Source organism: Bradyrhizobium uaiense, assembly GCF_010811875.1.
In the GTDB taxonomy this organism is placed as follows: domain Bacteria; phylum Pseudomonadota; class Alphaproteobacteria; order Rhizobiales; family Xanthobacteraceae; genus Bradyrhizobium; species Bradyrhizobium uaiense.
Genome location: NZ_VKHP01000004.1, coordinates 38618 through 64021, shown reverse-complemented (window position 1 = coordinate 64021; position 25404 = coordinate 38618). Strand labels below are relative to the sequence as shown.

The window sequence follows — 25404 nt, the reverse complement described above, 5'->3', positions numbered from 1 at the left end:
CTTCTCAAGAGTTGGCGTAACGGATGGAAATGCTACTTCCGTGAATACGCGCTGAACAGGATTGCGGCAATTGTGGCAATCCTTGGTCTGAGCCGTCCTCGCCGCCCCGGACCCGCTTCCCTGACCAGCGCCGTTCGGCGATATTATGCAGATAAAACAGGCAAAAAAGGAGCACTCGATGCCAATCGCCGGACAAGGCATGCTGCTGACGTCGATGGATATCGACAGCTTACACGAAGCTGAATTCAATCGCTGGTACGACCGCGAGCATCTCGAAGAACGAGTCGCGATCGACGGATTCCTGGAAGCCCGCCGCTACGTCGCCCATGACGGCAGGCCGAAATATCTCAGCCTCTACTCGACCGCGACCTTCGACGTGCTCGAGAGCCCGGCCTACCGCAAGGCGCTCGCCAGCCAGACCGACTGGTCGAAGGCCAACATCGCGCGCTTCCAGAACATGATCCGCGGGGTTTCCCGCATCACGATCAGCCGCGGCGTCGGCCGCGGCGCAGCGCTCGGCATCATCCGCCTGCGGCCGCCGGCCGACGGCGCGGACAAACTCCGCGCTGCATTGCGGGAGCAACTCGATCCCGCCGCGCGCGACGGCGTCATCTCGATGCACCTTTTGGAGAACGATCCCGTGCTGTCGAAGCCGCTGACACCGGACGCCGACAAAGTCGATCCCGGCGCCGGCGACTGGTTCGTGCTGATCGACGCCACCGACGTTGGCGCGGTCCCTGCGGCCGCAGCGGCCGTCACCGGCAACGCTGCCTTGAAGCAACTGGTGGTCACCAGCGGCGTCTACAGGCTGTTGTGGGATATCGCCAAGAGCGATCTTCCGCGCGCGTAACAAGCGCGGCTTGAAGCGCGCTTTGGCGGTGCGATCATGCTGCACCGCCACATAACGAAATCGAGATTAACGCTGAGCGCACATCAGCCGCGCGAAAGCAGATGATCAGACAATTTAGCCTTTGCCTTCTCTGGAACGGCTCTAATAAGATAAACCTATGATCCAATTCAAAAACCAGAACAACGCCACGTGAGCGTTCGTCGTCAACGATAAGGCCGCGCGGTCAGGCATTTTCGCGCGGGTCAAAGGTAGGAATGAAACCGACTGATATCTCGGCGCCGGATTACTTTCATAAAGTAGTCGATTGCCAATGGGCCTGCCCCGCACACACCCCCGTTCCCGAGTACATCCGGTTGATTGCTGAGGGGCGTTACAGCGACGCCTACATGATCAATTGGAAGTCCAACGTGTTCCCCGGCATTCTCGGGCGCACCTGTGACCGTCCATGCGAACCCGCATGCCGCCGCGGCCGGGTCGAGGACAATCCGGTCGCGATCTGCCGCCTGAAGCGCGTCGCAGCCGACTTCAAGGACGACATCAAGCATCGCCTGCCGAAGCCAGGGCCGAAGAACGGCAAACGCGTCGCGCTGGTCGGCGGCGGCCCCGCCTCGCTCGCGGTGGCACGCGATCTCGCCCCGCTCGGCTATCACTGCACCGTGTTCGACGGCGATCCCAAGGCCGGCGGCATGATGCGCAGCCAGATCCCGAAATTCCGCCTGCCCGACAGCGTGATCGACGAAGAGACCGATTACATTCTCAACCTCGGCGTCGAGTTCAAGGGCGGCCAGCGCGTCGACAGCCTGAAGCAGCTGCTCGCCGAGAACTACGACGCGATCTTCGTCGGAAGCGGCGCGCCGCGCGGCCGCGAGCTGGACATTCCCGGCCGCACGGAAGCCACCGCCAACATCCATATCGGCATCGAGTGGCTGGCCAACGTGTCGTTCGGCCACGTCGAAAAGATCGGCCGCCGCGTCATCGTGCTCGGCGGCGGCAATACCGCGATGGATTGCTGCCGCACCGCGCGCCGCCTCGGCGGCGAGAGCGTCAAGGTGGTCGTCCGCTCCGGCTTCGAGGAGATGAAGGCCTCGCCGTGGGAGAAGGAAGACGCCCTCCACGAGGACATCCCGATCCTCAACTACATGGTGCCGGTGGCGTTCAAGCATGTGGCCGGCAAGCTGATCGGCGTCATCTTCCAGAAGGTGAAGGCGGAGTACGACGCCAAGGGTCGGCGCAATCTGGTGCCCTCGGGCGAGCCGGACGAGACCATCCCCTGCGACGATGTGCTCGTTGCGGTCGGCCAGGAGAACGCGTTCCCCTGGATCGAAGCCGATTGCGGCATCGAATTCGACAAGTGGCACATGCCGAAGGTCGACCCCAAGACGTTCGTCTCGACCAATCCCAAGGTGTTCTTCGGCGGCGACGCCGCGTTCGGGCCGAAGAACATCATCTGGGCGGTGGCGCACGGCCACGACGCCGCGCTCTCCATTCACAAGATGCTGTCCGGCGAGGACATCAACGAGCGCCCGCTGCCCGAGGTGCACGTTTCCTCGCAGAAGATGGGCATCCACGAGTGGAGCTACGACAACGACATCTCCACCGACAAGCGCTTCAAGGTGCCGCATCGCGACAAGGTGATCGCGCTGAAGGACATCCGCGCCGAGGTCGAGCTGGGCTACGACCTGAAGCTCGCGCTCGGCGAAGCGGAGCGCTGCCTGAACTGCGACGTGCAGACGGTGTTTGCCGCGCCGCTGTGCATCGAATGCGACGCCTGCGTCGACATCTGTCCGATGGACTGCATCAGCTTCACCGAGAACGGCGAGGAGGATGATTTGCGGCAGCGGCTGAAGGCGCCCTCGCCGCATCACGACCAGGCGCTGTACGTCTCCGGCGACCTGAAGACCGGCCGCGTCATGGTGAAAGACGAAGACGTCTGCCTGCATTGCGGACTGTGTGCCGAGCGCTGCCCGACCGGCGCCTGGGACATGCAGAAGTACCTCATCGATATGGTTCAAGCGGGATCAACATGTCAGTCCAAAGCCCGATCAGCAGCGTAAACGACTTCGTCGTCCGCTTCGCCAACGTCAACGGTTCGGGCTCGGCTTCCGCCAACGAGCTGTTCGCGCGTTCGATCCTGCGGCACGGCGTGCCGGTGTCGCCGCGCAACATCTTCCCCTCCAACATCCAGGGTCTGCCGACCTGGTATGAGGTGCGCGTCACCGAGGACGGCCATCTCGGCGCCCGCGGCGCCGTCGACATGATGGTGGCGATGAACCCGCAGACCTGGGACAAGGACGTCGCCTCGATCGAGCCCGGCGGCTATCTGTTCTATGATTCGACCAAGCCGATGCCGACGTCGAAATTCCGAGAGGACATCACGGTCATCGGCGTGCCGCTGACCGCGATCACCAACTCGACCTACACCGATCCCAGGCAGCGCCAGCTGTTCAAGAACATCATCTATCTCGGCGCGCTCTGCGCCCTGCTCGACCTCGATCCCAAGCTGGTCGAGCAGCTGATCGGCGAGCAGTACAAGGGCAAGGAGAAGCTGCTCTCCTCCAACGTCCATGCGCTGCATCTCGGCCGCGACTGGGCGCTGCAGAACCTGAAATGCCCGATCGGACTGCGGGTGAAGAAGTCCGACAAGGTCGGCGACCGCATCTTCATCGAGGGCAACAGCGCCGCCGCGCTCGGCGCCGTCTATGGCGGCGCCACCGTGTGCGCCTGGTATCCGATCACGCCGTCATCGTCGGTCGCGGAAGCCTTCACCAGCCACTGCAAGAAGTACCGCCACGATCCCGAAACCGGCAAGGCGAAATACGCGATCGTGCAGGGTGAGGACGAGCTCGCCTCGATCGGCATCGTGATCGGCGCCTCCTGGAACGGTGCGCGGGCCTTCACCGCGACCTCGGGTCCGGGCATCTCGCTGATGACCGAGTTCATCGGCCTGTCCTATTTCGCCGAGATCCCGGCTGTGATCATGAACATCCAGCGCGCCGGCCCGTCGACGGGCATGCCGACCCGCACCCAACAATGCGACGTGATCGCCTGCGCCTATGCTTCGCACGGCGACACCAAGCACGTGCTGCTGTTCCCGGAAGATCCGGCGGAGGCGTTCGAATTCGCCGCCGCCGCGTTCGATCTCGCCGAGCGGCTGCAGACCACGATCTTCCTGATGCTCGATCTCGACATCGGCATGAACCACCGGCTGTGCCGCCCGCTGAAGTGGGATGACGCGAAGCAATATGACCGCGGCAAGGTAATGACGGCGGAGATGCTCGAGGAGGGCCGCGACTTCGGCCGCTACCTCGACGTCGACGGCGACGGCATCCCCTATCGCACCTATCCCGGCACGCATCCGACCAAGGGCTCCTACTTCACCCGCGGCACCTCGCGCGACCGTTACGCGCGCTATTCCGAGGAAGGCGCCGTCTACGCCGACAACATGCAGCGCCTGGTACGCAAGTTCGAGACCGCGCAGGACATGGTACCGCGGCCGTTGCAGGCCAATGCGGCAAAGCCGACCAAGTATGGCGTGCTCTATTTCGGCTCGACCTCGCCCGCGATGGACGAGGCGATCGGGATTTTGGAGGCGCGCGGCCATCAGCTCGACCGCATGCGCATCCGCGCCTTCCCGTTCCACTCCAGCGTCGCGAGCTTCATCGCCGATCACGACTTCGTCTACGTGGTCGAGCAGAACCGCGACGCGCAGCTCCGCCAGCTGATCGTCAACGAGAACGGCATCGACCCGGTCAGGCTGGTGCCGATCCTGCACTATGACGGCACGCCGATCACCGCGCGCTTCATCGCCAACGCGATCGGCGACCACCAGGATCATCTCAAGGTGACCCCTCTCCGCAAGGCCGTGACATGACCTACATCGCAAAGCCGAAATTTCATCATCCCGGCCTGAAGAAGAACGAGCTGGGCTATACCCATCGCGACTACGAGGGGAAGATCTCGACCCTGTGCGCCGGCTGCGGCCACGATTCGATCACCGCCTCGATCATCGAGGCCTGCTACGAGCTGTCGATCGAGCCGCACCGGGTGGCCAAGATTTCCGGCATCGGCTGCTCGTCGAAAACCCCGGACTATTTCCTCGGCAATTCGCACGGCTTCAACTCGGTGCATGGCCGGATGCCGTCGGTCTTGACCGGCGCCAACCTCGCCAACCGCGACCTGATCTATCTCGGCGTCTCCGGCGACGGGGACAGCGCCTCGATCGGCTTCGGCCAGTTCGCGCATTCGATCCGGCGCGCGGTCAACATGACCTATATCGTCGAGAACAATGGCGTGTACGGCCTGACCAAGGGCCAGTTCTCGGCGACCGCCGACCGCGGCTCGAAGTCCAAGAAGGGTGTCACCAACACCGACAACGCGATCGACCTGGTCGCGATCGCCTTGCAGTTAGGGGCCACCTTCGTGGCGCGCAGCTTCTCCGGCGACAAGACGCAATTGGTTCCCTTGATTGCCGCTGCGATCCGCCACAAGGGCGCGTCCTTCATCGACGTGATCAGCCCGTGCATCGCCTTCAACAACCACGCCGGCTCGACCAAGAGCTTCGATTATGTGCGCGAGCACAATGACGCGGTGAACCGGCTCGACGTGCTGGTCGGCCGCGATCCGATCAGCGTCGACTATGCACCCGGCACCGTGCAGGTGGTCGAGCAGCATGACGGCTCCAGGCTCGCGCTGCGCAAGCTCGACGCCGACTACGATCCGCATGATCGGCTCGGCGCGATGACCTTCCTGCAGAGGCATGCGGCCAAGGGCCAGATCGTCACCGGCCTGCTCTATGTCGATCCGGAGGCCGAGGACCTGCACACCCATCTCGACACCGTCGAGACACCGCTCAACACGCTCGACGAACAGGCGCTGTGCCCCGGCTCAGCCGTGCTGGACAAGATCAACGCCAGCCTGCGTTGAGGTTTGAATCTGGTTTCAGATCGGGCCTTCCGGCAACCACCGGAAGGCCCGATTTGCGTTTGGCCGGCTACTTGTCGCTCAGCACGTCGCCGAACAGTGCCCAGGACTTGCCGTCGAACCGTGCCATCTGGATCTGTCGAATCGGCGTCACATTGTCGGGCTCGGTCTGCACCTTGATGCCCGGCAGCAGCATCGGCAGTTCAAGTGACTTCAGATTGGTCGCCTGCTTGATGATGTTGTCGCGGCTGTAATCGCCGTTGCAGTTCTTCAGAACCGCCGCCATGACCTGTGCGACCGTATAGCCCTGCACGTTGAAGAGATCGCCCGCGCTCGCATTCGGCTGATACTTCTTCATCCAGGCCGCAAACTCCTTCTGCGCGGGATCGTCGGCCCAGCGCGGATCGGTCGGGTCCTTCAGATAGAGGCCGGTCACGACCCCGATCACATTCTCGAGCCCGGCCGGCTCGAGCACCGCCGAGACCGAGTTGGAGACGGTCGGCAGGATGGTCAACGGCTTCCAGCGCATACTCGCCGCCTTGCGCAGCGCCTGCGCCGCGAATTTCGGCGTCGCCTCGGCGAAGAACACGTCCGCGCCGGACTCGCGCATCGTCACCATCTGGGAATCGATAGTCGGGTCGGTCGTGAGGTAGGTGGTCTCGGCCACGATCTGGCCGGCATGCTCGCCAAGCCCGTCCTTGAAACCCCTGAGATAATCCTTGCCGGCGTCTTCGTTCGGCGTGATCACCGCGATCTTCGCGTCCGGCTTGGTCTTCAGGATGTATTTTGCGTAGAGCCGACCTTCGAGCTCGTAGGTTGGATTGAAACCGACCGTCCACGGGAATTGCTTCGGATCGTTCCAGCGCGTCGCGCCCGAGGACACGAACAACTGAGGCACCTTCTTGATGTTCAGGTACTTCTGCACCGAGATATTGGGCGCGGTGCCGACCGCGCTGAAGATCGCGAGCACCTCGTCCTGCTCGACGAGCTTGCGCGTCTGCTCGACGGTCTTCGACGGCGAATAGGCGTCATCGAGACTCTCGAAGTCGATCTTGCGGCCGTTGATGCCGCCCTGATCGTTGAGCATCTGGAAATACGCGGCTTCGGCGCGCGCGATGGTGCCGTAGGCCGACGCCGGGCCGCTGTAGGGCGCGGTGTTTCCTATTCTGATCGCGCTTTCGGCTGCGATGGATGGCGGGATCGTGGCGGCCGTGAGCGCGGTGAAGGCGAGCAGGCCCGCCAGGCGAGAGCGAGTTGACAAGAGCATATCCTTTTCTTGGTTTTCTTGACGCGGCGCACATTATCAATCGCGCCCGAGCAGGCAATCACCAAGAAAGCCGCCGCGAAATTTCCGCATGCCGGCCATCACGTTCGCGCACAGAACGTGATGTGTTTTCAGAGCCTGCAATGTTGCCGGAATGTTCATGATGTGAGCCTTCGCCGGACGCGAAGGTTCACCGAGCAAGATCTGCATTCCGCACGGCGGGCCGCGCCGCACTCAGGTCAGCGACAGCGTCATCCTCAAGCCGCGACCGCTGCCGCGCGTGGGCTGACGACGTATTCCTTCAGCACCTTGTCGGTACCGTCAACTTCGGTCAGCGCGACGTCGTAGGTCCAGAGATCGGCGAGATGCTGCAGCACGCGCCGTGCGTCGGTCTCGTTGAGCTGCGCGCCCTTCACGGTGGTGTGACGCAGCATCAGGCGGCGATCGCCGTCGAGATCGACATCCACGACCTCGATATTGGCGTCGACGAAGCCGACGTCGTATTGCCGCGCCAGCTCGCGACGAACCCGGCGGTAGCCACGCTCGTCATGGATCGCATCGACCTTGATCCCCTGGCTTTCGGCGGGGTCGTCGTGCAGATGGAACATGCGGAAGCGCCGGATCAATGCCGGACTGAGGAACTGGTTGATGAAGCTCTCGTCGCGGTAGTTGCTCCAGATCTCGCGCAGCACGCCCTCGACGTCACCCTTGCCGGCGATGTCGGGGAACCAGTCACGGTCTTCGTCTTCCGGATTCTTCACGATCCGCTCGATGTCCTGCATCATCGCAAAGCCGAGCGCATAGGGATTGAAGCCGGAGTAGCGGCGGTCGTCGAACTCGGGCTGGAACACCACATTGGTGTGCGACTGCAGGAATTCGAGGAAATTGCCGTCGGTGATCCGGTCCTGCTGATGCAGCCGGCTCATGATGCGGTAATGGACGTAGGTCGCGGTGCCTTCGTTCATCACCTTGGTCTGGCCCTGCGGGTAGAAGTACTGCGCGATGTGGCGCACGATGCGAATGAGCTCGCGCTGCCAGCCTTGCAGGCGCGGCGCGGTCTTCTCCAGGAAGTAGAGGATGTTCTCCTGCGGCAGACCGAGCAGCGCGCGGCGCCGCTCGGCAGTGAGCGCGGCCTTGCTCTTGGCCTTGGTGTTCGGCACCGTCCGCCACAAATCGTTGAACACGGCCTCCTCGTGCTGGCGGCGCTCGCCGGCACGCTTCTCCTCGGCACGCAGATCGAGCGCCTTCTTTCCGGGATAGCGGTCGACGCCATGCGACATCAGCGCATGCGCGGCGTCCAGCGTCCGCTCCACCGTCTCGCGCCCATGGCGATCCTCGCAGGCCGCGATGTAGCCTTTGGCGAATTCGAGATAGTCGAGGATGCCGTCGGCATCGGTCCACTGCTTGAACAGATAGTTGTTCTTGAAGAAGTGATTGTGCCCGAACGCCGCGTGCGCGATCACCAGCGTCTGCATCGTCGCGGTGTTCTCCTCCATCAGATAGGAGATGCACGGCGAGGAATTGATCACGATCTCGTAGGCGAGGCCCATCAGGCCCTTGCGATACGACGCTTCCTGGAAAGCGAACTGCTTGCCGAACGACCAGTGCTTGTAGAACAGCGGCATGCCGACCGACGAATAGGCGTCGAGCATCTGCTCGGCGGTGATCACCTCGATCTGGTTGGGATAGACGTCGAGCCCAAGCTCGGTGCGCGCGATCTTCTCGCAGGCGTCGTGAATCCGCTGCAAGGTCTGGAAATCCCAGTCGGCGCCCTCGAACAGCCTTTCCCCGGAAGAACCCATTACGCTACACCCTTTCCTGCTTGGCTCGGCGCTTGAACAGGTCCTGGAACACCGGGAAGATCTCGCCGCGTTCGCTGACCTTGCGCATCGACAGTGGCTGGCCCTCGTTGCGCAGGCGCTCATAGAGCGTCCAGAGCGAGGAGTCCGGCATGTCGAAGGTATAGTTGGCGGCTTCACCGACCTCGAGATAGGCGAAGAACTGGCAGACCGGCAGGATCTTGTCGGTCAGCAGTTGCCCGGTCAGCCCGCTGTCCGAGGTCATGTTGTCGCCGTCGGAGGCTTGCGCAGCGTAGATGTTCCAGTCGGCCGGACGGAAGCGGGTGCGCACGATGTCGTTCATCGCAACCAGCGCGCTCGACACCAGCGTGCCGCCGGAAGCCGGCCCATGGAAGAACGTATCCTCGTCCACCTCCTCGGCGCGGTCGGTGTGCCGGATGAACACGATCTCGACGTGCTTGTAGCGCCGCTTCAGGAACACGTAGAGCAGCATGTAAAACCGCTTTGCCAGGTCCTTCATGTGCTCGGACATCGAGCCCGAGACGTCCATCAGGCAGAACATCACAGCCTGCGCCACCGGCTTCGGCACCGTCTCGAAGCGGCGGTAGCGGATATCGATCGGATCGATGAACGGAATTCGCTTGGCCTTGGCCTTCAGCGCCTCGAGCAGCGCCAGCAGCTCGGTGCGGCGCGTCTCGTCGTCGCACTCTGCAAGCTCCGCCTCGAGCGTCTCGATCTCATCCTTGCGCGGCCGGCGCAGCGCCACGCGTCGCGCCAGCGCCCGGCTCACCGTGCGACTGATCGAGATGTTGGCGGGCGAGCCCGATGTCGCATAACCCGCGCGGCGGATACCCTCGCTCTCGGTCTCCGCGAGCTTGCGCTTGGCAAGATCGGGCAATTCGAGGTCGTCGAGGAAGAGATCGACGAATTCCTCGCGGCTGAGCACGAAGCGGAAGGCGTCTTCGCTGTCGCCCTCGCCCGCGCCGGAACCCTTGGCGCCGCCCTGGTTCGGGCGTTGCAGCCAGTCACCCTCGACGAACTTCTTGTTGCCCGGCATCACCATGTCGCGCGTGCCGCCTTCGCGCCGGAAACGCGGCTCGTCCATGCCGTCCAGGGGGATGGTCACTTCGCCGCCCTCCAGGACATCCTTGATGTCCCGGTCCTGAGACGACTTCTTGACGGCTCCCTGCACCAGCGCCTTGGCGCGGCGCAGGAACCGCTGCCGGTTCTCCAGGCTCTTGCTACCCGGATTCAACCGCCGATCGACGATATGCATGACCACGTTGCATCTGCCTCACCGGATGCGATCATGACCAGTCGCATCGCATTTTTCTTGGACGGGACGGAACGGGACGAAACGGAAAGCCGATGCCGGCTTTCCGTTTCGTGTACTAGCCGGCCTGCTTCACCCGCATGTACCACTCGACGAGGCGGCGGACCTGGCGCTCGGTATAGCCGCGCTCCACCATCCGCTCGACGAACTCGCCGTGCTTCTTCTCGGTCTCGCCGTCCTTCTTGGAGCCGAACGAGATCACCGGGAGCAGATCCTCGACCTGCGAGAATATCCGCTTCTCGATCACGTCGCGGACCTTTTCGTAGGAGGTCCAGCTCGGGTTCTTGCCGTTGTTGTGCGCCCGCGAGCGCAGCGAGAACTTGACGACCTCGTTGCGGAAGTCCTTCGGGTTGGCAATGCCGGCCGGCTTCTCGATCTTGGTCAGCTCCTGGTTCAGCAGCTCGCGGTTCATCAGCTGGCCGGTGTCGGGATCCTTGAAGTCCTGATCCTCGATCCAGGCGTCGGCATAGTCGACGTAGCGGTCGAACAGGTTCTGGCCGTAGTCGGAGTAGGATTCCAGATAGGCCTTCTGGATCTCGTTGCCGATGAACTCGGCATAGCGCGGCGCGAGGTCGGCCTTGATGAATTCGAGATAGCGCTTCTCGGTCTCGTCAGGCAGCTGCTCGCGGCGGATCGCCATCTCCAGCACATACATCAGGTGTACCGCATCGGCGCCGACCTCCGTGGTGTCGTGATTGAAGGTCGAGGCCAGCACCTTGAAGGCAAAGCGGGTAGAGACGCCGTCCATGCCTTCGTCGACACCGGCTGCATCCTTGTATTCCTGCACGCTGCGCGCCTTCGGATCGGATTCCTTCAGGCTCTCGCCGTCATAGACTCGCATCTTGCCGAATAGCGTCGAGTTTTCGTGCTTGCGCAGCCGCGACATCACCGAGAAGCGGGCCAGCGTTTCCAGCGTGGCCGGCGCGCACGGCGCGGCGGCAAGCTCGGAGCCTTGGATCAGCTTCTCGTAGATCTTCTGCTCCTCGGTGACCCGCAGGCAGTACGGCACCTTGATGACGCAGATGCGGTCGATGAAGGCCTCGTTGTTCTTGTTGGTCTTGAAGCTCTGCCACTCGGCTTCGTTGGAGTGCGCGAGGATGATGCCGGTGAACGGGATCGCACCGATGTTCTCGGTGCCGATGTAGTTGCCTTCCTGCGTCGCGGTCAGCAACGGGTGCAGCATCTTGATCGGCGCCTTGAACATTTCGACGAACTCGAGCACGCCCTGGTTGGCGCGGTTGAGGCCGCCGGAATAGCTGTAGGCGTCGGGATCGTTCTGGGCATAGGTCTCGAGCTTGCGGATGTCGACCTTGCCGACCAGCGAGGAGATGTCCTGATTGTTCTCGTCACCGGGCTCGGTCTTGGCGACCGCGATCTGGCGCAGCCGGGAGGGCTGGATGCGCGCGACGCGGAACTGCGAGATGTCGCCGCCGAAGGCTTCGAGCCGCTTGTAGGCCCAGGGCGACATCAGCCCGCTCAGCCGGCGGCGCGGAATGCCGTACTTCTCCTCGATCATCGGCCCGAGCTGCTCCGGATCGAACAGTCCGAGCGGGCTCTCGAACACCGGCGACAGCTCGTCACCCGCCTTCAGCACGTAGATCGGATGAATTTCCATCAGCGCCTTGATGCGCTCGGCGAGCGACGACTTGCCGCCACCGACCGGCCCGAGCAGATAGAGGATCTGCTTGCGCTCCTCGAGGCCCTGCGCGGCGTGACGGAAGAAGCCGACCAGCCGCTCGATCGTGTCCTCCATGCCGTAGAAGCCGGCGAAGGCCGGATACGACCGTATCGTACGGTTCAAAAAGATACGGCCAAGGCGTGGGTCCTTGGCCGTGTCGATCATCTGGGGCTCACCGATTGCCGCTAATAACCGCTCGGCCGCATTGGCATATCGCATCGGATCACTTCGACACGACTCCAGATACTCGGCCATCGACATGTCGGTCTGGCTTCGCGCTTCAAACGACCTTGCGAAGGCGTTGAACAAAGAATCGTTGTACATGATCCCTCTCTCCACGATATGTATCGCCGCACGGCTGACACGAGTCGTAACCAGAGCGTCCAAGGATCGAATCAGCGTCGGCACGCTGGGTCCATTGGACACTCGACCGACTCACTTCGGCAATGCACGGCGCGTGCACCCTCTGCCTTATCAACAGGCAGGAAGCTTAATGGTTCATCAATATCCCCCATTGGTAGCCTGTTTTTAACGGTTGTAACTCCTCAGCCACATCCGTGGTTTACCGGGGCCCAGGCTTCCTAGGCGGACTTCCGAGCGGGGCAACTTCCCCGTCCGGAGATGAACGTTGGCCTCCCTGAAAACGTGTGGCTGTCCAGCCTTGGCGTCAAGATGCGCACGTCACAGATTCGGATGAACAAACATTCAGAAGCCGTTGAACGTGCCTCCTTCTTGCCGCGACTAAGGCAACGAGCCGGCGCAGTTCCACGCGGCACCATTGCCGCGCTGTAAAGATGACACCTTGAAGGCGCGGGCTATTCCCGAGGCGGACATGAAGCAGACGTTTCTTGTTGTCGCAGTTGCCGCCGCAGCCTGCGCCGGCGCGGCGTCGACCGTCCAGGCGCAGGAAGAGGTCGACAAGGCGGTCGACAAGGGCCTGGCAGCCGCCTTCGACAACAGGATGTTCGCAGGCCCGCCCGGCGCGAAAGCCTATGCCTGCTTCGTGCGGCGATACGATGCAGATCATCTCGCGCGGCATCCGAAGCAGAAGGTCCGCGCGATGAAGCTTCTGGTGTCGGCCGAAGACGCGCCGGAGGACAAGACCACCAACTACTCGTTCCGCCTCGGCGTCGCCTACCGCCACCGCTCCGGCAATTTCGACTCCAGCGGCCATTGCAACCACGCGACCGCGACCGAGTCCGGACACGAAATACGCTTTGAATGCGGCGTGGATTGCGAAGGCGGCGGTATCAGCGTGGCGCTGTCGAAGGACGATAAATACGCGATCGCACGCCTGAGCAGCATCAGGATGTGGAATCACAACAAGCCCGACGTTGAGGCGAGCGAAGAGCTGCTCGCCGGCGCCGACGACAAGATCTTCCGCGTCGATCGCGCAGGCCTGAGCGAATGCGCCGAACTCGTGACCGACCGCAAGGAACTCGCGGCGCTCCGTCACAAGTAATAGGCTCGCACAAGCGATGGGCTTGGTCAGGTCAACAATAATTGCGCGAGGGACGCCATGCACCGACGCAGTATCCTGTGGGGCACGCTCTCGGCGATCGGCGCCGCCTTCGCGGCGTCGCGGGCGACTGCCGCCACCGAACCATCGCCGCAGAAGCTGAGGGTGGTCTATCACCTCGACGACCTCGACAAGGTCAGTTTCGTGATCGGAAACATCCAGAACCATCTCGACGGCGTCGGCGGCCCCGGCAATGTCACGATCGCGCTGGTGGTGCACGGCCAGGCGCTGAAGGCGTTTCATTCGTCAGGAGCCAATCCTGACCTGTCCAAGCGTGTCAGGCAGTTCAGCAAGGATGGCATCGAGCTCGCCGCCTGCGGCAACACCATGAAATCGCAGAACATCGGCCTGAAGGACCTGCTTCCCGGCTTCGTCGCGGCCGAGCGCGGCGGCGTGGTCCGCATCGCCGAGCTGCAATCCCAGGGCTATCTCTACCTGCGGCCCTGACGCGCGGTCGCGCACCGCAACGCGTCATAAAAATGTGCTGAGTTCGGGGTCTGCTCGGACCGCGTCCGAGGGGATCGAACTGTTGTGAATGGCGTTATCCCTTGGGAATGCTGATATTCCGCCCGGGCCCCCAGCCATGTTGACAATCCCCCTCCGCGCCCGAAAGCTGCCCGGGAACCCAAAAATCGACCCTCGATCGAACGAGAACAGGCACCCATGAACCCCGTCAAAGCACTCGAAAATCACCGCCAGGCCGTCTGGCTGGACTTCCTCGCCCGCGGGTTCGTCGCCAAGGGCGACCTGAAGCGGCTGATCGAGACCGATGGCGTCAAAGGCGTGACGTCCAACCCCTCGATCTTCGAGAAGGCGATCGGCAGTTCGGACGAGTATGACGGGGCGATCGGCCAGGCCCTCAAGAAGGGCGACCGCTCGGTCGCCGACCTGTTCGAGCATCTTGCCGTGGTGGATATCCAGCATGCCGCCGACGTGCTGCGCCCGGTCTACGATCACAGCCACGGCGGCGACGGCTTCGTCAGCCTCGAAGTGTCGCCCTATCTCGCCATGGACACCAAGGGCACGATCGTGGAAGCCGAGCGGCTCTGGAAAGACGTCCACCGCAAGAACCTGATGGTCAAGGTGCCGGCGACGCCGGAGGGCCTGCCGGCGATCGAATATCTGATCGGCGAAGGCATCAGCATCAACATCACGCTCTTGTTCTCGCAGGAGGTCTATCGCCAGGTCGCGGAGGCCTATCTCAGGGGTCTGGAGAAGTACGTCGCCAAGGGCGGCGATCCCTCCCATGTCGCGAGCGTCGCCAGCTTCTTCGTCAGCCGCATCGACTCTGCCGTCGACAAGCAACTGGACGAGAAGATCGCAAAGGCCAACGATCCGCACGAAAAGGAACGGCTCGCGGCACTGAAGGGCAAGGTCGCAATCGCGAATGCAAAGCTCGCCTACCAGGACTACAAGCGCCTGTTCTCGGGCCCGCGCTGGGACAGGCTGACAGCCAAGGGCGCCAAGCCGCAGCGGCTGCTGTGGGCGTCGACCGGCACCAAGAACAAGGACTACAGCGACGTCCTCTACGTCGAGGAGCTGATCGGCCCCGACACCGTCAACACCGTGCCGCCGGCAACGCTCGACGCCTTCCGCGACCACGGCAAGGTCCGCGATAGCCTCGAGGAGAATGTCGAGGACGCTCGCCACGTGCTGGAGGAGCTGGAGAAGTCCGGCATTTCGCTCGATGCGATCACCGAGGAACTGGTGAAGGACGGCGTCAAGTTGTTCGCCGACGCGGCCGACAAGCTCTATGGCGCGGTCGCCCACAAGCGCGCCACCTCGCTCGGGGGCGGCATCGACCAGCAGAAGCTGGCGCTCGGCGCGACCATTTCGAAGGCAGTCGAGAAGAGCACCGAGGAATGGCGCACGTCGGCCAAGATCCGCCGGCTCTGGCACAAGGACAAGTCGGTCTGGACCGGCGATGACGAGGACAAATGGCTGGGCTGGCTGACCAGCGCCGCCTCCGCCGACGTCGCCGACTACGAGGATTTCGCCAAGCGCGTGAAGGGACAGAACTTCACCGACGCCGTCGTGCTCGGTATGGGCGGCTCGAGCCTCGGACCGGAAGTGCTGGCCCAGACCTTCCCGCACAAGTCCGGCTTCCCGCGGCTGCACGTGCTCGACTCCACCGATCCGGCGCAGGTTCGTGCGATGGAGGAGTATGTCGACATCGCCAGGACGCTGTTCATCGTCTCCTCCAAATCCGGCGGCACCACCGAGCCGAACGTGATGAAGGACTACTTCTTCGACCGGGTGGCAAAGGCGATTGGCAAGGACAAGGCCGGCCATCGCTTCATCGCGGTGACCGATCCCGGCTCGTCGCTGCAGAAGGTCGCGATCAAGCAGGGCTTTGCCCGCATCTTCTACGGCGATCCCGCGATCGGCGGCCGCTATTCGGTGCTGTCGCCGTTCGGCCTGGTGCCGGCGGCGGCGGCCGGCATCGACCTCCGCAGCCTGCTCGGCCATACGCTCGCCATGGTGCGCTCGTGCGGCGCCGACGTGCCGCCGCAGGAGAACCCGGGCGTCCAGCTCGGGCTTGCGATGGGCATCGCCGGGCTCGAGGGCCGCGACAAGGTGACGATCTTCGCCTCGCCCGACGTCGCCGATTTTGGCGCCTGGGCCGAGCAGCTGATCGCGGAATCGACCGGCAAGGACGGCAAGGGCCTGATCCCGATCGAGGGCGAGACGATCGGCGACGCGACAGTCTACGGCAACGACCGCTTCTTCATCGACCTCCGCACCGAGGGTGAGAGCGACGCCGCGCATGAGGCGAAGCTCGCCGCGCTGGAGGCCGCCGGCCACCCCGTGGTTCGCATCGTGATGAAATCGATCGACCATATCGGCCAGGAGTTCTTCCGGTTCGAGATCGCAACCGCGGTGGCAGGCTCGATCCTCGGCATCAACCCGTTCAACCAGCCCGACGTCGAGGCGGCCAAGATCAAGACGCGCGAGCTGACGGCCGCGTTCGAGAAGACCGGGTCGCTGCCGGCCGAGCAGCCGGTGGTGTCGGCTGATGACGTCGAGATCTACACCGACGCGCAAAACGCCGAGGAGCTGCGCAAGGCCGGCGCCAATGGCGACCTCAATTCCTGGATCAGAGCCCACCTGTCGCGTTCCGGCCGCGGCGACTATGTCGCCCTGCTCGCCTATATCGAGCGCGACGGCGACACCATCGACGCCATGCAGGCAATGCGGCTGAAGGTCCGCGACGCCAAGCACCTTGCGACCTGCGCCGAGTTCGGCCCGCGCTTCCTGCATTCGACCGGGCAGGCCTACAAGGGCGGGCCCGACAGCGGCGTGTTCCTGCAGGTCACGACCGATGACGCCCACGACCTGCCGGTGCCCGGCCAGAAGGCGAGCTTCGGCGTCATCAAGGCGGCGCAGGCGCGCGGCGATTTCGACGTGCTCACCGAGCGCGGCCGACGGGCGCTGCGCGTGCATCTCAAGGGCGATCTCACCTCCGGGCTCGCGGCGCTCGACGCCGCGATCTCGGCTGCACTGAACTGACGGAGGCCCCAGATGCAACTCGGCATGATCGGCCTCGGGCGGATGGGCGGCAACATCGTCCGCCGCCTGATGACCCAGGGCCACACCACCGTGGTCTATGACAAGGACCCCAAGGCAGTCGCGGCGCTGGTCGCGGACAATGCCACGGGCGCTTCGTCGCTGGAGGACTTTGTCCTCAAGCTGGAAGCGCCGCGCACCGCCTGGGTGATGCTGCCGGCCGGCAAGATCACCGAAGCCACCATCGAGGCGCTCTCGAAGCTGATGCAGCCCGGCGACGTCATCATCGACGGCGGCAACACCTTCTGGCAGGACGACGTCCGCCGCGGCAAGGCGCTCAGGGAGCGCGGGCTGCATTATGTCGATGTCGGCACCAGCGGCGGCATCTGGGGCATCGAGCGCGGCTACTGCATGATGATCGGCGGCGACAAGCCGGTGGTCGACCGCCTCGACCCGATCTTCAGGACACTCGCGCCCGGGATCGGCGACATTCCGCACACCCAGGGCCGCGACGGCCGCGATCCGCGCATCGAACAGGGCTACATTCACGCCGGTCCTGTTGGCGCCGGGCATTTCGTCAAGATGATCCACAACGGCATCGAATACGGCCTGATGCAGGCCTATGCCGAAGGCTTCGACATCCTGAAGAACGCCAACATCGAGGCGCTGCCGCCGGAGCATCGCTTCGATCTCGACATCGCCGACATCGCGGAGGTCTGGCGGCGCGGCAGCGTGATCCCGTCCTGGCTGCTCGACCTCACCGCCTCGGCGCTGGCGCAGAACCACACGCTCGACAATTATTCCGGCTTCGTCGAGGATTCCGGCGAAGGCCGCTGGACCGTCAATGCCGCGGTCGACGAGGCCGTGCCGGCCGAGGTGCTGACGGCCGCGCTCTACACGCGCTTCCGTTCGCGCAAGGATCACACCTTCGCGGAGAAGATCCTCTCTGCGATGCGCGCAGGTTTCGGGGGCCACAAGGAGCCGCCGAAGAAGTCTTGAATCGAACGTGGAAGGTCACGTGCAGAAGAAACCCGATCCCTGCTCCTTCATCATCTTCGGCGCCACCGGTGATCTGACGCACCGGCTGGTCGTTCCGGCGCTCTACAATCTCGCCGCCGGCAATCTGCTGCCGGAAAAATTCTGCGTCGTCGGCGTCGTCCGCAAGGGCATGTCGAGCGAGCAGCTGACCGACAGCCTGCTGCAGGGGCTGCGCAAGTTCGCCACCCGCCCCGTGGATGAGGCGATCGCGAAGCGGCTGTTCGAATGCGTCACGGCGATCGAGGCCGATCCGCGCGATCCGGCCTCGTTCGATGCCATGAACGAACGGCTCGACAAGCTCGAGAAGGCGCGCGGCACCGGCGGCAATCGGCTGTTCTATCTGGCGACCCCGCCGAACGCCTTCCTGCCGATCAGCGAGCAGCTCGGGCGCACCGGCATGCTGGCGGAGAACGGCGTCTGGCGGCGACTGATCATCGAAAAGCCGTTCGGCACCGATCTGGCGTCGGCCAAGGCGCTGAATGCCGCGCTGCTGAAGCTGATGGACGAGCACCAGATCTACCGGATCGACCATTACCTCGGCAAGGAAACCGTGCAGAACATCCTGGTGCTGCGCTTTGCCAACGGCATGTTCGAGCCGATCTGGAATCGCAACCATATCGACCACATCCAGATCACCGTCGACGAGAAGATCGGCGTCGGCCATCGCGGCAGCTTCTACGACTCAACCGGTGCGCTGCGCGACATGGTGCCGAACCATCTGTTTCAGCTGCTATCGCTGGTGACGATGGAGCCGCCTGCGCGCTTCGACGCCCATGCGGTGCGCTCGGAGAAAGCCGAGGTGCTGAGCGCGATCCAGACCCAGACCGAGCATGAGGCGCTGTCCAATTCGGTGCGCGGCCAGTATCGCACCGGCCGGATCGGCGACGCCGAGATCGAGGACTACCTCAAGACACCGGACGTCAGGCCCGACAGCTCGACCGAGACCTATGCCGCGCTGAAACTGACCATCGACAATTGGCGCTGGGCCGGCGTGCCGTTCTATCTGCGCACCGGCAAGGCCCTGACCACCAAACGCACCGAGATCGCGATCAAGTTCAAGCAGGCGCCGTTCGCGATGTTCCGGGATACCGCGGTCGAACGCTTGTCGCAGAATTACCTGGTCATCTCCACCGAGCCGACCGAAGGCATCGAACTGCAGTTCAACACCAAGGTGCCGGGCCCGGCGATCAACATCGACGGCGTCGAGATGAAGTTCCGCTACAAGGACTACTTCAAGGCCGAGCCGTCGACCGGTTACGAGACGCTGATCTATGACTGCATGATCGGCGACAATCTGCTGTTCCAGCGCGCCGACAGCGTCGAGGCCGGATGGACGGCGGTGCAGCCCTTCCTCGACGCCTGGAAGAGCGCCGGCGGGCGCGGCCTGCAACCCTACAAGGCCGGCAGCGAAGGCCCGGAAGCCGCCAACGCGCTGCTGACGCGCGACGGCCGCAGCTGGCGGAAGCTCGGCTGACATGGCCGCCGGCAGCGAGCGCAAGATCATCACGGTCGCCGATCCGGCGGCACTGGCGAAGACGGCCGCCGAGCGGGTGATCGCAAGGATCGACGAAAACTCCGGCCGGATCGCGATCTGCCTCACCGGCGGCTCCAGCCCCAAGGCGCTCTACCAGCTGCTGGCGACACCGGACTATCGCGCGAGGATTCCGTGGGACCGGATCGACTGGTTCATCGGCGACGAGCGGCTGGTGCCGCGCAAGGACAAGCTGCACAACATGAGCATGGCGCGGCAAGCCTTCCTCGACCGCTGCGCGCCGGCTGCGAATGTGCACCCGATCGCGACCGACACCGCCGACCTCAGGGATCCCGACGTCAGCGCGGCACTGTACGAGAACGAGCTGATGGCGTTTTACGGCGCCGAGCAGCTCGATCCGAAGCGGCCGCTGTTCGACCTGGTGCTGATGGGCATCGGGCCCGACGGCCACACCGCCTCGTTGTTTCCCGGATATCCCGCGGTCGAGGAAACCGCGCGCTGGGTGGTCGGGGTGCCCAAGGCCAATGTCGAGCCGTTCGTGCCGCGGGTGTCGCTGACCCTGCCCGCGCTCGCCTCTTGCCGCGAGATGCTGTTCGAGGTCGCGGGCGAAAACAAGCGCGCGATCTTGACGCGCCTGTTCGCAGGCGAGAACCTGCCGGCAAACCGCGCGCGATCGCTGGGCGAAACCGTCTGGCTGATCGACCAGGCCGCGCTGCCGGAGGGCTTCCTTGGGTGATTTTCTCGATGAGTTTCTTGGGTGACTTCCTTGGGTGACAGGCAAAACCCCTGCGCACTGGTCGTGATGGGCGTCTCCGGATCGGGCAAGAGCACCATCGCCGACCGCCTTGCAATCCGGATCGGCTGGCGCTTCGAGGACGGCGACAGCTTTCATCCGCCGAGCAATGTCGCGAAGATGCATTCCGGCCAGCCGCTCACCGACGAGGATCGCTGGCCCTGGCTGCGCGCGATCGCCCATGAGATCGACCGCACCTGCGGCGTCCGCGAGCGCGCCGTCATCGCCTGCTCCGCGCTGAAGCGCAGCTATCGCGACATCCTGGTGCATGGCCGCGAGGATATCCGGATCGTCTTCCTCGACGGCACGCAGGAGCTGATCGCCGGGCGGCTGGCCGCGCGCAAGGACCATTTCATGCCACCGGGCCTGCTCGCCAGCCAGTTCAGGACGCTGGAGCCGCCGACGCCGGACGAGCGCCCGATTACGGTCGCGATCGACCGATCGGTCGACACCATCATCGAAGACATCGTCACTCAATTGAAGCTGGACCGCTCATGACCCGCATCGCCCTTGTCGTCTCCGATGTCGACGGTACGCTGCTCACCAAGGACAAGACCTTGACCGACGGCGCCCTGACGGCGGTACGCAGGCTGCATGAGGCCGGCATCGGCTTCACCATCGTCTCCAGCCGGCCGACCATCGGGATGGGCTTCCTGGTCGCGCCGCTCGCGATCACGCTGCCGATCGGCGCCTTCAACGGCTCGTCGATCGTCGATCCGCAATTGAAGCCGATCGAGCAGCATGTGATCCCCCCGGCCGTGGCCAGGCGGGCCGTCGACCTACTCCGCGAGCGCGGCATCGATATCTGGCTGTTCACCAACGACCGCTGGCTGACCCGAAATCCAGACGGCGAGTACAACGCGCACGAAAAGCGCGCGATCAAGCATGACCCGACCATCGTCGACGACTTCGCGCCCTATCTCGACCAGGCCTGCAAGATCGTCGGCGCCAGCTCGGATGCGCCCCTGCTGCAACGCTGCGAAGCCGACATGCAGCAGATGGTCGGCCGTGACGCGACCGCGGTCCGCTCACAGACCTACTATCTCGACGTCACTCCGCCCGGCCACGACAAGGGCACCTTCGTCGAGGGCATCGCCAAGCGCCTCGGCGTGCCGCTCGAGAATGTCGCCACGATCGGCGACATGCAGAACGATCTGCCGATGTTCGCGCGTAGCGGAATCTCGTTTGCGATGGGCAACGCCAGCGATGACGTGAAGGCGCGCGCCACGCATGTCACTGAGACCAACGAGAACGACGGTTTCGCACGCGCCATGGATGTCGTGCTGACGACGGGCCGCTAAAGCGCGATGAGATTGGGTTGAATCGTCATCGCGCTTTAGCTCCTTGTTTGAGTATCGCCTTTTCGGAAAACCGCTTCGCACTTTTCCGGATCATGCTTTAAGGCACGATCCGGAAAATCAGGTCGACCGCTGCACCACGGGCTTCTCGGCGTCGGCCCTCGCGGCACTGAGATTGTGCGCCGTGTTGATCAGCGCGATATGGGTCAGCGCCTGCGGGAAATTGCCGGTCTGCCGGCCGGCGACGGAGTCGAATTCCTCCGCCAGCAGCCCGAGATCGTTGGCGACCGCCACCACGCGGTCGAACATGGTCTGCGCCTTGTCGACCTCTCCCGCCAGCACATGGGCGTCGGCGAGCCACAGGCTGCAGGCCAGGAACGCCCCCTCGATCGGCTGGATTTCATCGGATATGTCGCGCGGATCGTGACGCAGCACGAACCCGCCACGCATCATGTGCCGGTCGACCGCCTCGATCGTACCGCGAATGCGCGGATCGGTCGGCGGCAGGAAGCCGACCGACGGCAGCAGCAGCAGGCTGGCGTCGAGCAGCTTTGAACCATAGCTCTCGACGAAGCTGTTGAGATCAGGGTCGAAGCCCCGCCGACAGACGTCGCGATGGATGGCCTCGCGCAGCACCCGCCATTTGACCAGCGGCGCCTTGAAGCCGAACCGCTCCGCGCTCTTGATGGCGCGGTCGAACGCGACCCAGCACATCACCTTGGAGAACACGTAGTGTTTGGGCGTGCCGCGGCGCTCCCAGATGCCGTGATCGGGCTGGTCCCAGACATCGGCGAGATGACCGACCACGGTGCATTCGAGCGACCAGTTCTCCTCGTCGAGCTTGAGCATAGCCATGCGGGACTGGTGGAAGGCGTCGATCAGCTCGCCGTAGACATCGAGCTGAAGCTGCGCATGCGCGGCGTTGCCGACGCGGACCGGCGTCGCGCCCTCATAGCCGGGCAGCCAGCCGGCTTCCCATTCCAGCAGGCGACGCTGGCCCAGGATGCCGTACATGATCTGCATGTTGGCCGGCGCGCCTGCGGCAGCCCGCAGCAGCCAGTTGTGCCAGGCCGCTGCTTCCTCGGTATAGCCCGAATTCATCAGCGCCAGCAGCGTGAAGGTGGCGTCGCGCAGCCAGCAGAAGCGGTAGTCCCAGTTCCGCGCGCCGCCGAGCTTTTCCGGCAATGACGTAGTGGCTGCCGCGACAATGCCGCCGGTCGGCCTGAAGGTCAGCGCCTTCAGCGTGATCAGCGAGCGCATCACGAGGCCGCGCAGATCACCGCCGTCATAGGTTGAGCGGCTGCACCATTCCCTCCAGTAGTCCTCGGTGTCCTTCAGCGCCGCCTCGGGATCGATCGGCGCCGGCACCGGTTGAAAGGACGCGCCGTAGGTCAGGACGAACGGCACGGTGTCGCCCTCGCCGATCTCGAAATCGGCGATCGTGGTCAGATCCTTGCCTGATGTTTCGACCGGTGTGCGCAGCACGGTCATGTCCTGCCCGCAGATCGCCAGCAGCCCCTCGCCGTCCGGATTCTTCTTCACCCAGGGCACATCGACGCCGAAGCCGAACCGGATCACCAGCTCCATGTGCATCTTGACGCGGCCGCTGATGCCGCGAACGAGGCGGACCACATCGGAAGCGTTTCCGCGCGGCGGCATGAAGTCGATCAGCGCAACCACGCCTCCCTCGGTCTCGAACCGGGTCTCCAGGATCAGCGTATCGTCCAGGTAGCGGCGCGAGGTCCGCTTGATCGCCTCGGCGGGCGCCAGCTGCCAGCGGCCATTCTTTGAGGTGCCGAGCAGCGCCGCGAAGCAGGCATCGGAATCGAATGCCGGCCAGCACAGCCAATCGATCGAGCCGTCGCGGCCGACCAGCGCTGCGGTCTCGCAATCGCCGATCAGTCCATAGTCTTCGATCCGGGAAGCCACACACCGTGCTCCGCGTTATCTTGCGTGCGACCGCTCACGGGTTGCGCGCTTGAGCGCGTCGATGTCGATCGTCGACGCGAGTTGCTCGAGCGGGACCGGCAGCCGCCGCTTCCAGTTCGGATGCTCGTAGACGGTACCGGGGATATTCGGCTGCTCGACGATGCCGAGCAGATCCTCCATCGAAACCGCCATCATCCGCGACCGGGTCCGTGCCATGAAGCTCACCACCGAATAGAAGTCGTTGTGGTGGATGTCGTGCCGGCGCAGCACGTCGTCGAGCTGACCCAGCGCGTCCCAGCGCCCCTGGTCGGTCTCGCCGGGATCAATACCGAGCGCGCGCTTGGTCTTGAGGTCGCTGAACGAGCGCCAGCCGGCATAGGTCGAGAGATCGTGGGTGTTGAAGGTGACCAGCGCATTCGGCAGATAGTGGTCGGCGTTGCGGAAGGCGCGCTGGTCATCCTGCTCGAACATCATCACAAGATAGGACCAGATACCCCAGCCGTTCATCTGCTCGCGGAAACCCGGCGGCACGGTGCCGAGGTCCTCGCCGATGACGACGCAGCGGCTCGCCACACTCTCCTGCGCGGTCGCCGCCAGCAGCGCCTCGAACGGCATCAGCACATAGGCGCCGTTGGCCGGGCCGAAACCGCCCGGCACAAGATAAAGCCGCTTCAGCCCGAAGGCATGGTCGAGCCTGATCGCGCCGGCATGGTGCATCGAGGCGCGCAGCATCTGCCGGAACGGCTCGAACAAGCGCTGTTCGAGGCCGGCGGCGTTGAAGCCGGCCAGTCCCCAGTCCTGGCCCGCGGTGTTGAGCGGGTCCGGCGGCGCGCCGACGCCGAGATGACGCGAGATCGCGACCTGCTCATTCCAGGCGTCGAAACCATCCGACTGCACGCCGACGGCGACATCGAGATAGAGCCCGACCCGCATGCCGAGCTTGTGCGCCAGCGCCTGGCAAGCACCGAGCTGACGGTCCGCGGTCCATTGCACGAACTCGACAAACTCGACCTCGGCCGCGCTGTCGCGCGCCTCGCGCAATTTGGCGCAGACCGCGTCGTTGGGCTGCCGCCATTCGTCCGGCCACTCCCACCACGGCTTGTTGAATTTGTGCCGCATCGTCTCGAAGCAGGCGAAGCGCGACAGCAGCGTGCCCTGCTCGTTGCGATAGGCCTCGAAATCCTGCCGGCGGCCGGGGCCGGGATTGGCCTTGAAGGCGGCGAAGGCCGCGCGCAGCGCAGGCCATTTCAGCGCCGCGACGCCGATATAGTCGACCATGTCATGGCTGCGCAGTTGCGCCAGCGCGGCTTGCGTCTCGGAATCGGTGCGGAATTCGGGAATCCGGTCGACGTCGACATAGAGCGCGTTGAGGAACAGCCGACTGTTCGGCGAATACGGGCTGCAATCGCCCGGCCGGTCGTCGAACAACGCATGCAGCGGATTGAGCCCGATGCCATCTGCGCCGAGCTGATGGGCGAATTCGAGCAGCGCTTGCAGGTCGGTAAAATCACCGATGCCCCAATTGCGCGCGGAGCGCACGCCGTAAAGCTGGACCGCGATCACCCAGCAGCGATCGAACGCGCCGCCGAACGCGCCTTCCGGCGCCACCAGCAGCGGCAATTCCTCGCTGCCCGATGCATCCGATAGCTGCAACCGGTGCACGCCTTCCGCCAGACCGGACGGCCACGTCACATTCCGCTCATGCGCCGCGCCCTGCGCAAGCACCGCGGTGCCGTTCGTGACCTTCCATTGCACCGGAAGCCGGGCCGTCTCGGCGAGCTGCGTTTGCCCACCATGGCTGCCTCTGACGACCACGGGATCGGCGACGATCCGCCGCGGCGTCTGGGGCGGCAGCGCCGCGAGGATCGCCGTCAGCGCCTCGGGGGTTGTCACACGGCGGTGACCGCTACCATCGATATACTCGGTCTGGATTCCCAGGGTCTGGGCTTTGGCGTAAAGGTCCATTCGGCACGCTGCTTGCTCG

At 64.2% G+C, this 25404-nt stretch carries 19 protein-coding genes; 12 read left to right on the top strand and 7 right to left on the bottom strand.

Features of this window, described 5'->3' with window-relative positions:
- The first annotated feature begins 178 nt into the window (after positions 1 to 178).
- The 4 genes from FNJ47_RS02020 to FNJ47_RS02005 all read left to right on the top strand — a co-directional run bounded on the left by FNJ47_RS02020 (position 179) and on the right by FNJ47_RS02005 (position 5773).
- A complete protein-coding gene (locus FNJ47_RS02020; RefSeq protein ID WP_163150048.1) occupies positions 179 to 850 on the top strand; it encodes a DUF4286 family protein in 672 nt (223 codons plus the stop codon).
- Positions 851 to 1104: 254 nt separating this feature from the next.
- Positions 1105 to 2904 (top strand): FAD-dependent oxidoreductase, encoded by a 1800-nt coding sequence (locus FNJ47_RS02015; protein WP_163150044.1) that lies wholly within the window; start codon positions 1105 to 1107, stop codon positions 2902 to 2904.
- On the top strand, positions 2874 to 4721 hold the full coding sequence (locus FNJ47_RS02010) for a 2-oxoacid:acceptor oxidoreductase subunit alpha (RefSeq protein WP_163150041.1): 1848 nt from the start codon (positions 2874 to 2876) through the stop codon (positions 4719 to 4721). The genes FNJ47_RS02015 and FNJ47_RS02010 overlap by 31 nt, the downstream gene beginning before the upstream one ends.
- Entirely contained in the window at positions 4718 to 5773 is a 1056-nt protein-coding gene (locus FNJ47_RS02005; RefSeq protein WP_163150038.1) for a 2-oxoacid:ferredoxin oxidoreductase subunit beta, read from the top strand. The genes FNJ47_RS02010 and FNJ47_RS02005 overlap by 4 nt, the downstream gene beginning before the upstream one ends.
- A gap of 67 nt (positions 5774 to 5840) precedes the next feature.
- On the opposite strand, the gene FNJ47_RS02000 is transcribed toward FNJ47_RS02005, so the two are convergent.
- The 5 genes from FNJ47_RS02000 to FNJ47_RS01980 form a co-directional block, all read right to left on the bottom strand.
- Positions 5841 to 7031 carry an ABC transporter substrate-binding protein gene (locus FNJ47_RS02000; RefSeq protein ID WP_163150035.1) on the bottom strand — a complete coding sequence of 397 codons (1191 nt, stop codon included), beginning with the start codon at positions 7029 to 7031 and terminating at the stop codon, positions 5841 to 5843.
- Positions 7032 to 7073: 42 nt separating this feature from the next.
- The gene (locus tag FNJ47_RS01995) at positions 7074 to 7244 is read right to left on the bottom strand and encodes a hypothetical protein (RefSeq protein WP_163150032.1); all 171 of its coding nucleotides are present in this window, start codon (positions 7242 to 7244) and stop codon (positions 7074 to 7076) included.
- A 47-nt stretch (positions 7245 to 7291) separates the two neighbouring features.
- Positions 7292 to 8836, bottom strand: coding sequence for a SpoVR family protein (locus FNJ47_RS01990; protein WP_163150029.1), 1545 nt, complete (start codon positions 8834 to 8836; stop codon positions 7292 to 7294).
- 4 nt (positions 8837 to 8840) lie between these two features.
- Positions 8841 to 10109 carry a YeaH/YhbH family protein gene (locus tag FNJ47_RS01985; protein WP_165445493.1) on the bottom strand — a complete coding sequence of 423 codons (1269 nt, stop codon included), beginning with the start codon at positions 10107 to 10109 and terminating at the stop codon, positions 8841 to 8843.
- 115 nt (positions 10110 to 10224) lie between these two features.
- Positions 10225 to 12168, bottom strand: a complete 1944-nt coding sequence (locus FNJ47_RS01980; RefSeq protein ID WP_163150023.1) for a PrkA family serine protein kinase — start codon at positions 12166 to 12168, stop codon at positions 10225 to 10227.
- A gap of 508 nt (positions 12169 to 12676) precedes the next feature.
- Between FNJ47_RS01980 and FNJ47_RS01975 the strand changes: the two genes are divergently transcribed.
- The 8 genes from FNJ47_RS01975 to FNJ47_RS01940 all read left to right on the top strand — a co-directional run bounded on the left by FNJ47_RS01975 (position 12677) and on the right by FNJ47_RS01940 (position 21494).
- Positions 12677 to 13306 carry a hypothetical protein gene (locus FNJ47_RS01975; RefSeq protein WP_163150019.1) on the top strand — a complete coding sequence of 210 codons (630 nt, stop codon included), beginning with the start codon at positions 12677 to 12679 and terminating at the stop codon, positions 13304 to 13306.
- Between the two features lie 57 nt (positions 13307 to 13363).
- The gene (locus FNJ47_RS01970; protein WP_163150016.1) at positions 13364 to 13810 is read left to right on the top strand and encodes a DsrE family protein; all 447 of its coding nucleotides are present in this window, start codon (positions 13364 to 13366) and stop codon (positions 13808 to 13810) included.
- A 216-nt stretch (positions 13811 to 14026) separates the two neighbouring features.
- Positions 14027 to 16873 carry a bifunctional transaldolase/phosoglucose isomerase gene (locus FNJ47_RS01965; RefSeq protein ID WP_163150013.1) on the top strand — a complete coding sequence of 949 codons (2847 nt, stop codon included), beginning with the start codon at positions 14027 to 14029 and terminating at the stop codon, positions 16871 to 16873.
- Positions 16874 to 16885: 12 nt separating this feature from the next.
- On the top strand, positions 16886 to 17869 hold the full coding sequence (gnd, locus tag FNJ47_RS01960; protein ID WP_163150010.1) for a phosphogluconate dehydrogenase (NAD(+)-dependent, decarboxylating): 984 nt from the start codon (positions 16886 to 16888) through the stop codon (positions 17867 to 17869).
- A gap of 19 nt (positions 17870 to 17888) precedes the next feature.
- Positions 17889 to 19382: a glucose-6-phosphate dehydrogenase gene (gene zwf / locus FNJ47_RS01955; RefSeq protein WP_175068338.1), complete on the top strand. Its 1494-nt coding sequence runs from the start codon at positions 17889 to 17891 to the stop codon at positions 19380 to 19382.
- A 1-nt stretch (position 19383) separates the two neighbouring features.
- On the top strand, positions 19384 to 20136 hold the full coding sequence (gene pgl, locus FNJ47_RS50960; RefSeq protein ID WP_163150004.1) for a 6-phosphogluconolactonase: 753 nt from the start codon (positions 19384 to 19386) through the stop codon (positions 20134 to 20136).
- Positions 20137 to 20202: 66 nt separating this feature from the next.
- Positions 20203 to 20691: a gluconokinase gene (locus FNJ47_RS50955; RefSeq protein ID WP_430649343.1), complete on the top strand. Its 489-nt coding sequence runs from the start codon at positions 20203 to 20205 to the stop codon at positions 20689 to 20691.
- Positions 20688 to 21494, top strand: coding sequence for an HAD family hydrolase (locus tag FNJ47_RS01940; protein ID WP_163149999.1), 807 nt, complete (start codon positions 20688 to 20690; stop codon positions 21492 to 21494). The genes FNJ47_RS50955 and FNJ47_RS01940 overlap by 4 nt, the downstream gene beginning before the upstream one ends.
- 117 nt (positions 21495 to 21611) lie before the next feature.
- Here FNJ47_RS01940 and FNJ47_RS01935 read toward each other — a convergent pair whose 3' ends face one another.
- On the bottom strand, positions 21612 to 23420 hold the full coding sequence (locus tag FNJ47_RS01935; RefSeq protein ID WP_163149997.1) for a glycoside hydrolase family 15 protein: 1809 nt from the start codon (positions 23418 to 23420) through the stop codon (positions 21612 to 21614).
- Positions 23421 to 23435: 15 nt separating this feature from the next.
- On the bottom strand, positions 23436 to 25385 hold the full coding sequence (malQ, locus tag FNJ47_RS01930; protein WP_163149994.1) for a 4-alpha-glucanotransferase: 1950 nt from the start codon (positions 25383 to 25385) through the stop codon (positions 23436 to 23438).
- Between the last annotated feature and the right edge of the window lie 19 nt (positions 25386 to 25404).

What these genes read in the sequence shown, in the direction of transcription:
- FNJ47_RS02020 (WP_163150048.1), top strand. Translation starts at nt 179, where the DNA reads ATGCCAATCGCCGGACAAGGCATGCTGCTGACGTCGATGGATATCGAC.
- FNJ47_RS02015 (WP_163150044.1), top strand. Translation starts at nt 1,105, where the DNA reads ATGAAACCGACTGATATCTCGGCGCCGGATTACTTTCATAAAGTAGTC.
- FNJ47_RS02010 (WP_163150041.1), top strand. Translation starts at nt 2,874, where the DNA reads ATGTCAGTCCAAAGCCCGATCAGCAGCGTAAACGACTTCGTCGTCCGC.
- FNJ47_RS02005 (WP_163150038.1), top strand. Translation starts at nt 4,718, where the DNA reads ATGACCTACATCGCAAAGCCGAAATTTCATCATCCCGGCCTGAAGAAG.
- FNJ47_RS01995 (WP_163150032.1), bottom strand. Translation starts at nt 7,244, where the DNA reads ATGCAGATCTTGCTCGGTGAACCTTCGCGTCCGGCGAAGGCTCACATC.
- FNJ47_RS01990 (WP_163150029.1), bottom strand. Translation starts at nt 8,836, where the DNA reads ATGGGTTCTTCCGGGGAAAGGCTGTTCGAGGGCGCCGACTGGGATTTC.
- FNJ47_RS01985 (WP_165445493.1), bottom strand. Translation starts at nt 10,109, where the DNA reads ATGCATATCGTCGATCGGCGGTTGAATCCGGGTAGCAAGAGCCTGGAG.
- FNJ47_RS01980 (WP_163150023.1), bottom strand. Translation starts at nt 12,168, where the DNA reads ATGTACAACGATTCTTTGTTCAACGCCTTCGCAAGGTCGTTTGAAGCG.
- FNJ47_RS01975 (WP_163150019.1), top strand. Translation starts at nt 12,677, where the DNA reads ATGAAGCAGACGTTTCTTGTTGTCGCAGTTGCCGCCGCAGCCTGCGCC.
- FNJ47_RS01970 (WP_163150016.1), top strand. Translation starts at nt 13,364, where the DNA reads ATGCACCGACGCAGTATCCTGTGGGGCACGCTCTCGGCGATCGGCGCC.
- FNJ47_RS01965 (WP_163150013.1), top strand. Translation starts at nt 14,027, where the DNA reads ATGAACCCCGTCAAAGCACTCGAAAATCACCGCCAGGCCGTCTGGCTG.
- gnd (WP_163150010.1), top strand. Translation starts at nt 16,886, where the DNA reads ATGCAACTCGGCATGATCGGCCTCGGGCGGATGGGCGGCAACATCGTC.
- pgl (WP_163150004.1), top strand. Translation starts at nt 19,384, where the DNA reads ATGGCCGCCGGCAGCGAGCGCAAGATCATCACGGTCGCCGATCCGGCG.
- FNJ47_RS50955 (WP_430649343.1), top strand. Translation starts at nt 20,203, where the DNA reads ATGGGCGTCTCCGGATCGGGCAAGAGCACCATCGCCGACCGCCTTGCA.
- FNJ47_RS01940 (WP_163149999.1), top strand. Translation starts at nt 20,688, where the DNA reads ATGACCCGCATCGCCCTTGTCGTCTCCGATGTCGACGGTACGCTGCTC.
- malQ (WP_163149994.1), bottom strand. Translation starts at nt 25,385, where the DNA reads ATGGACCTTTACGCCAAAGCCCAGACCCTGGGAATCCAGACCGAGTAT.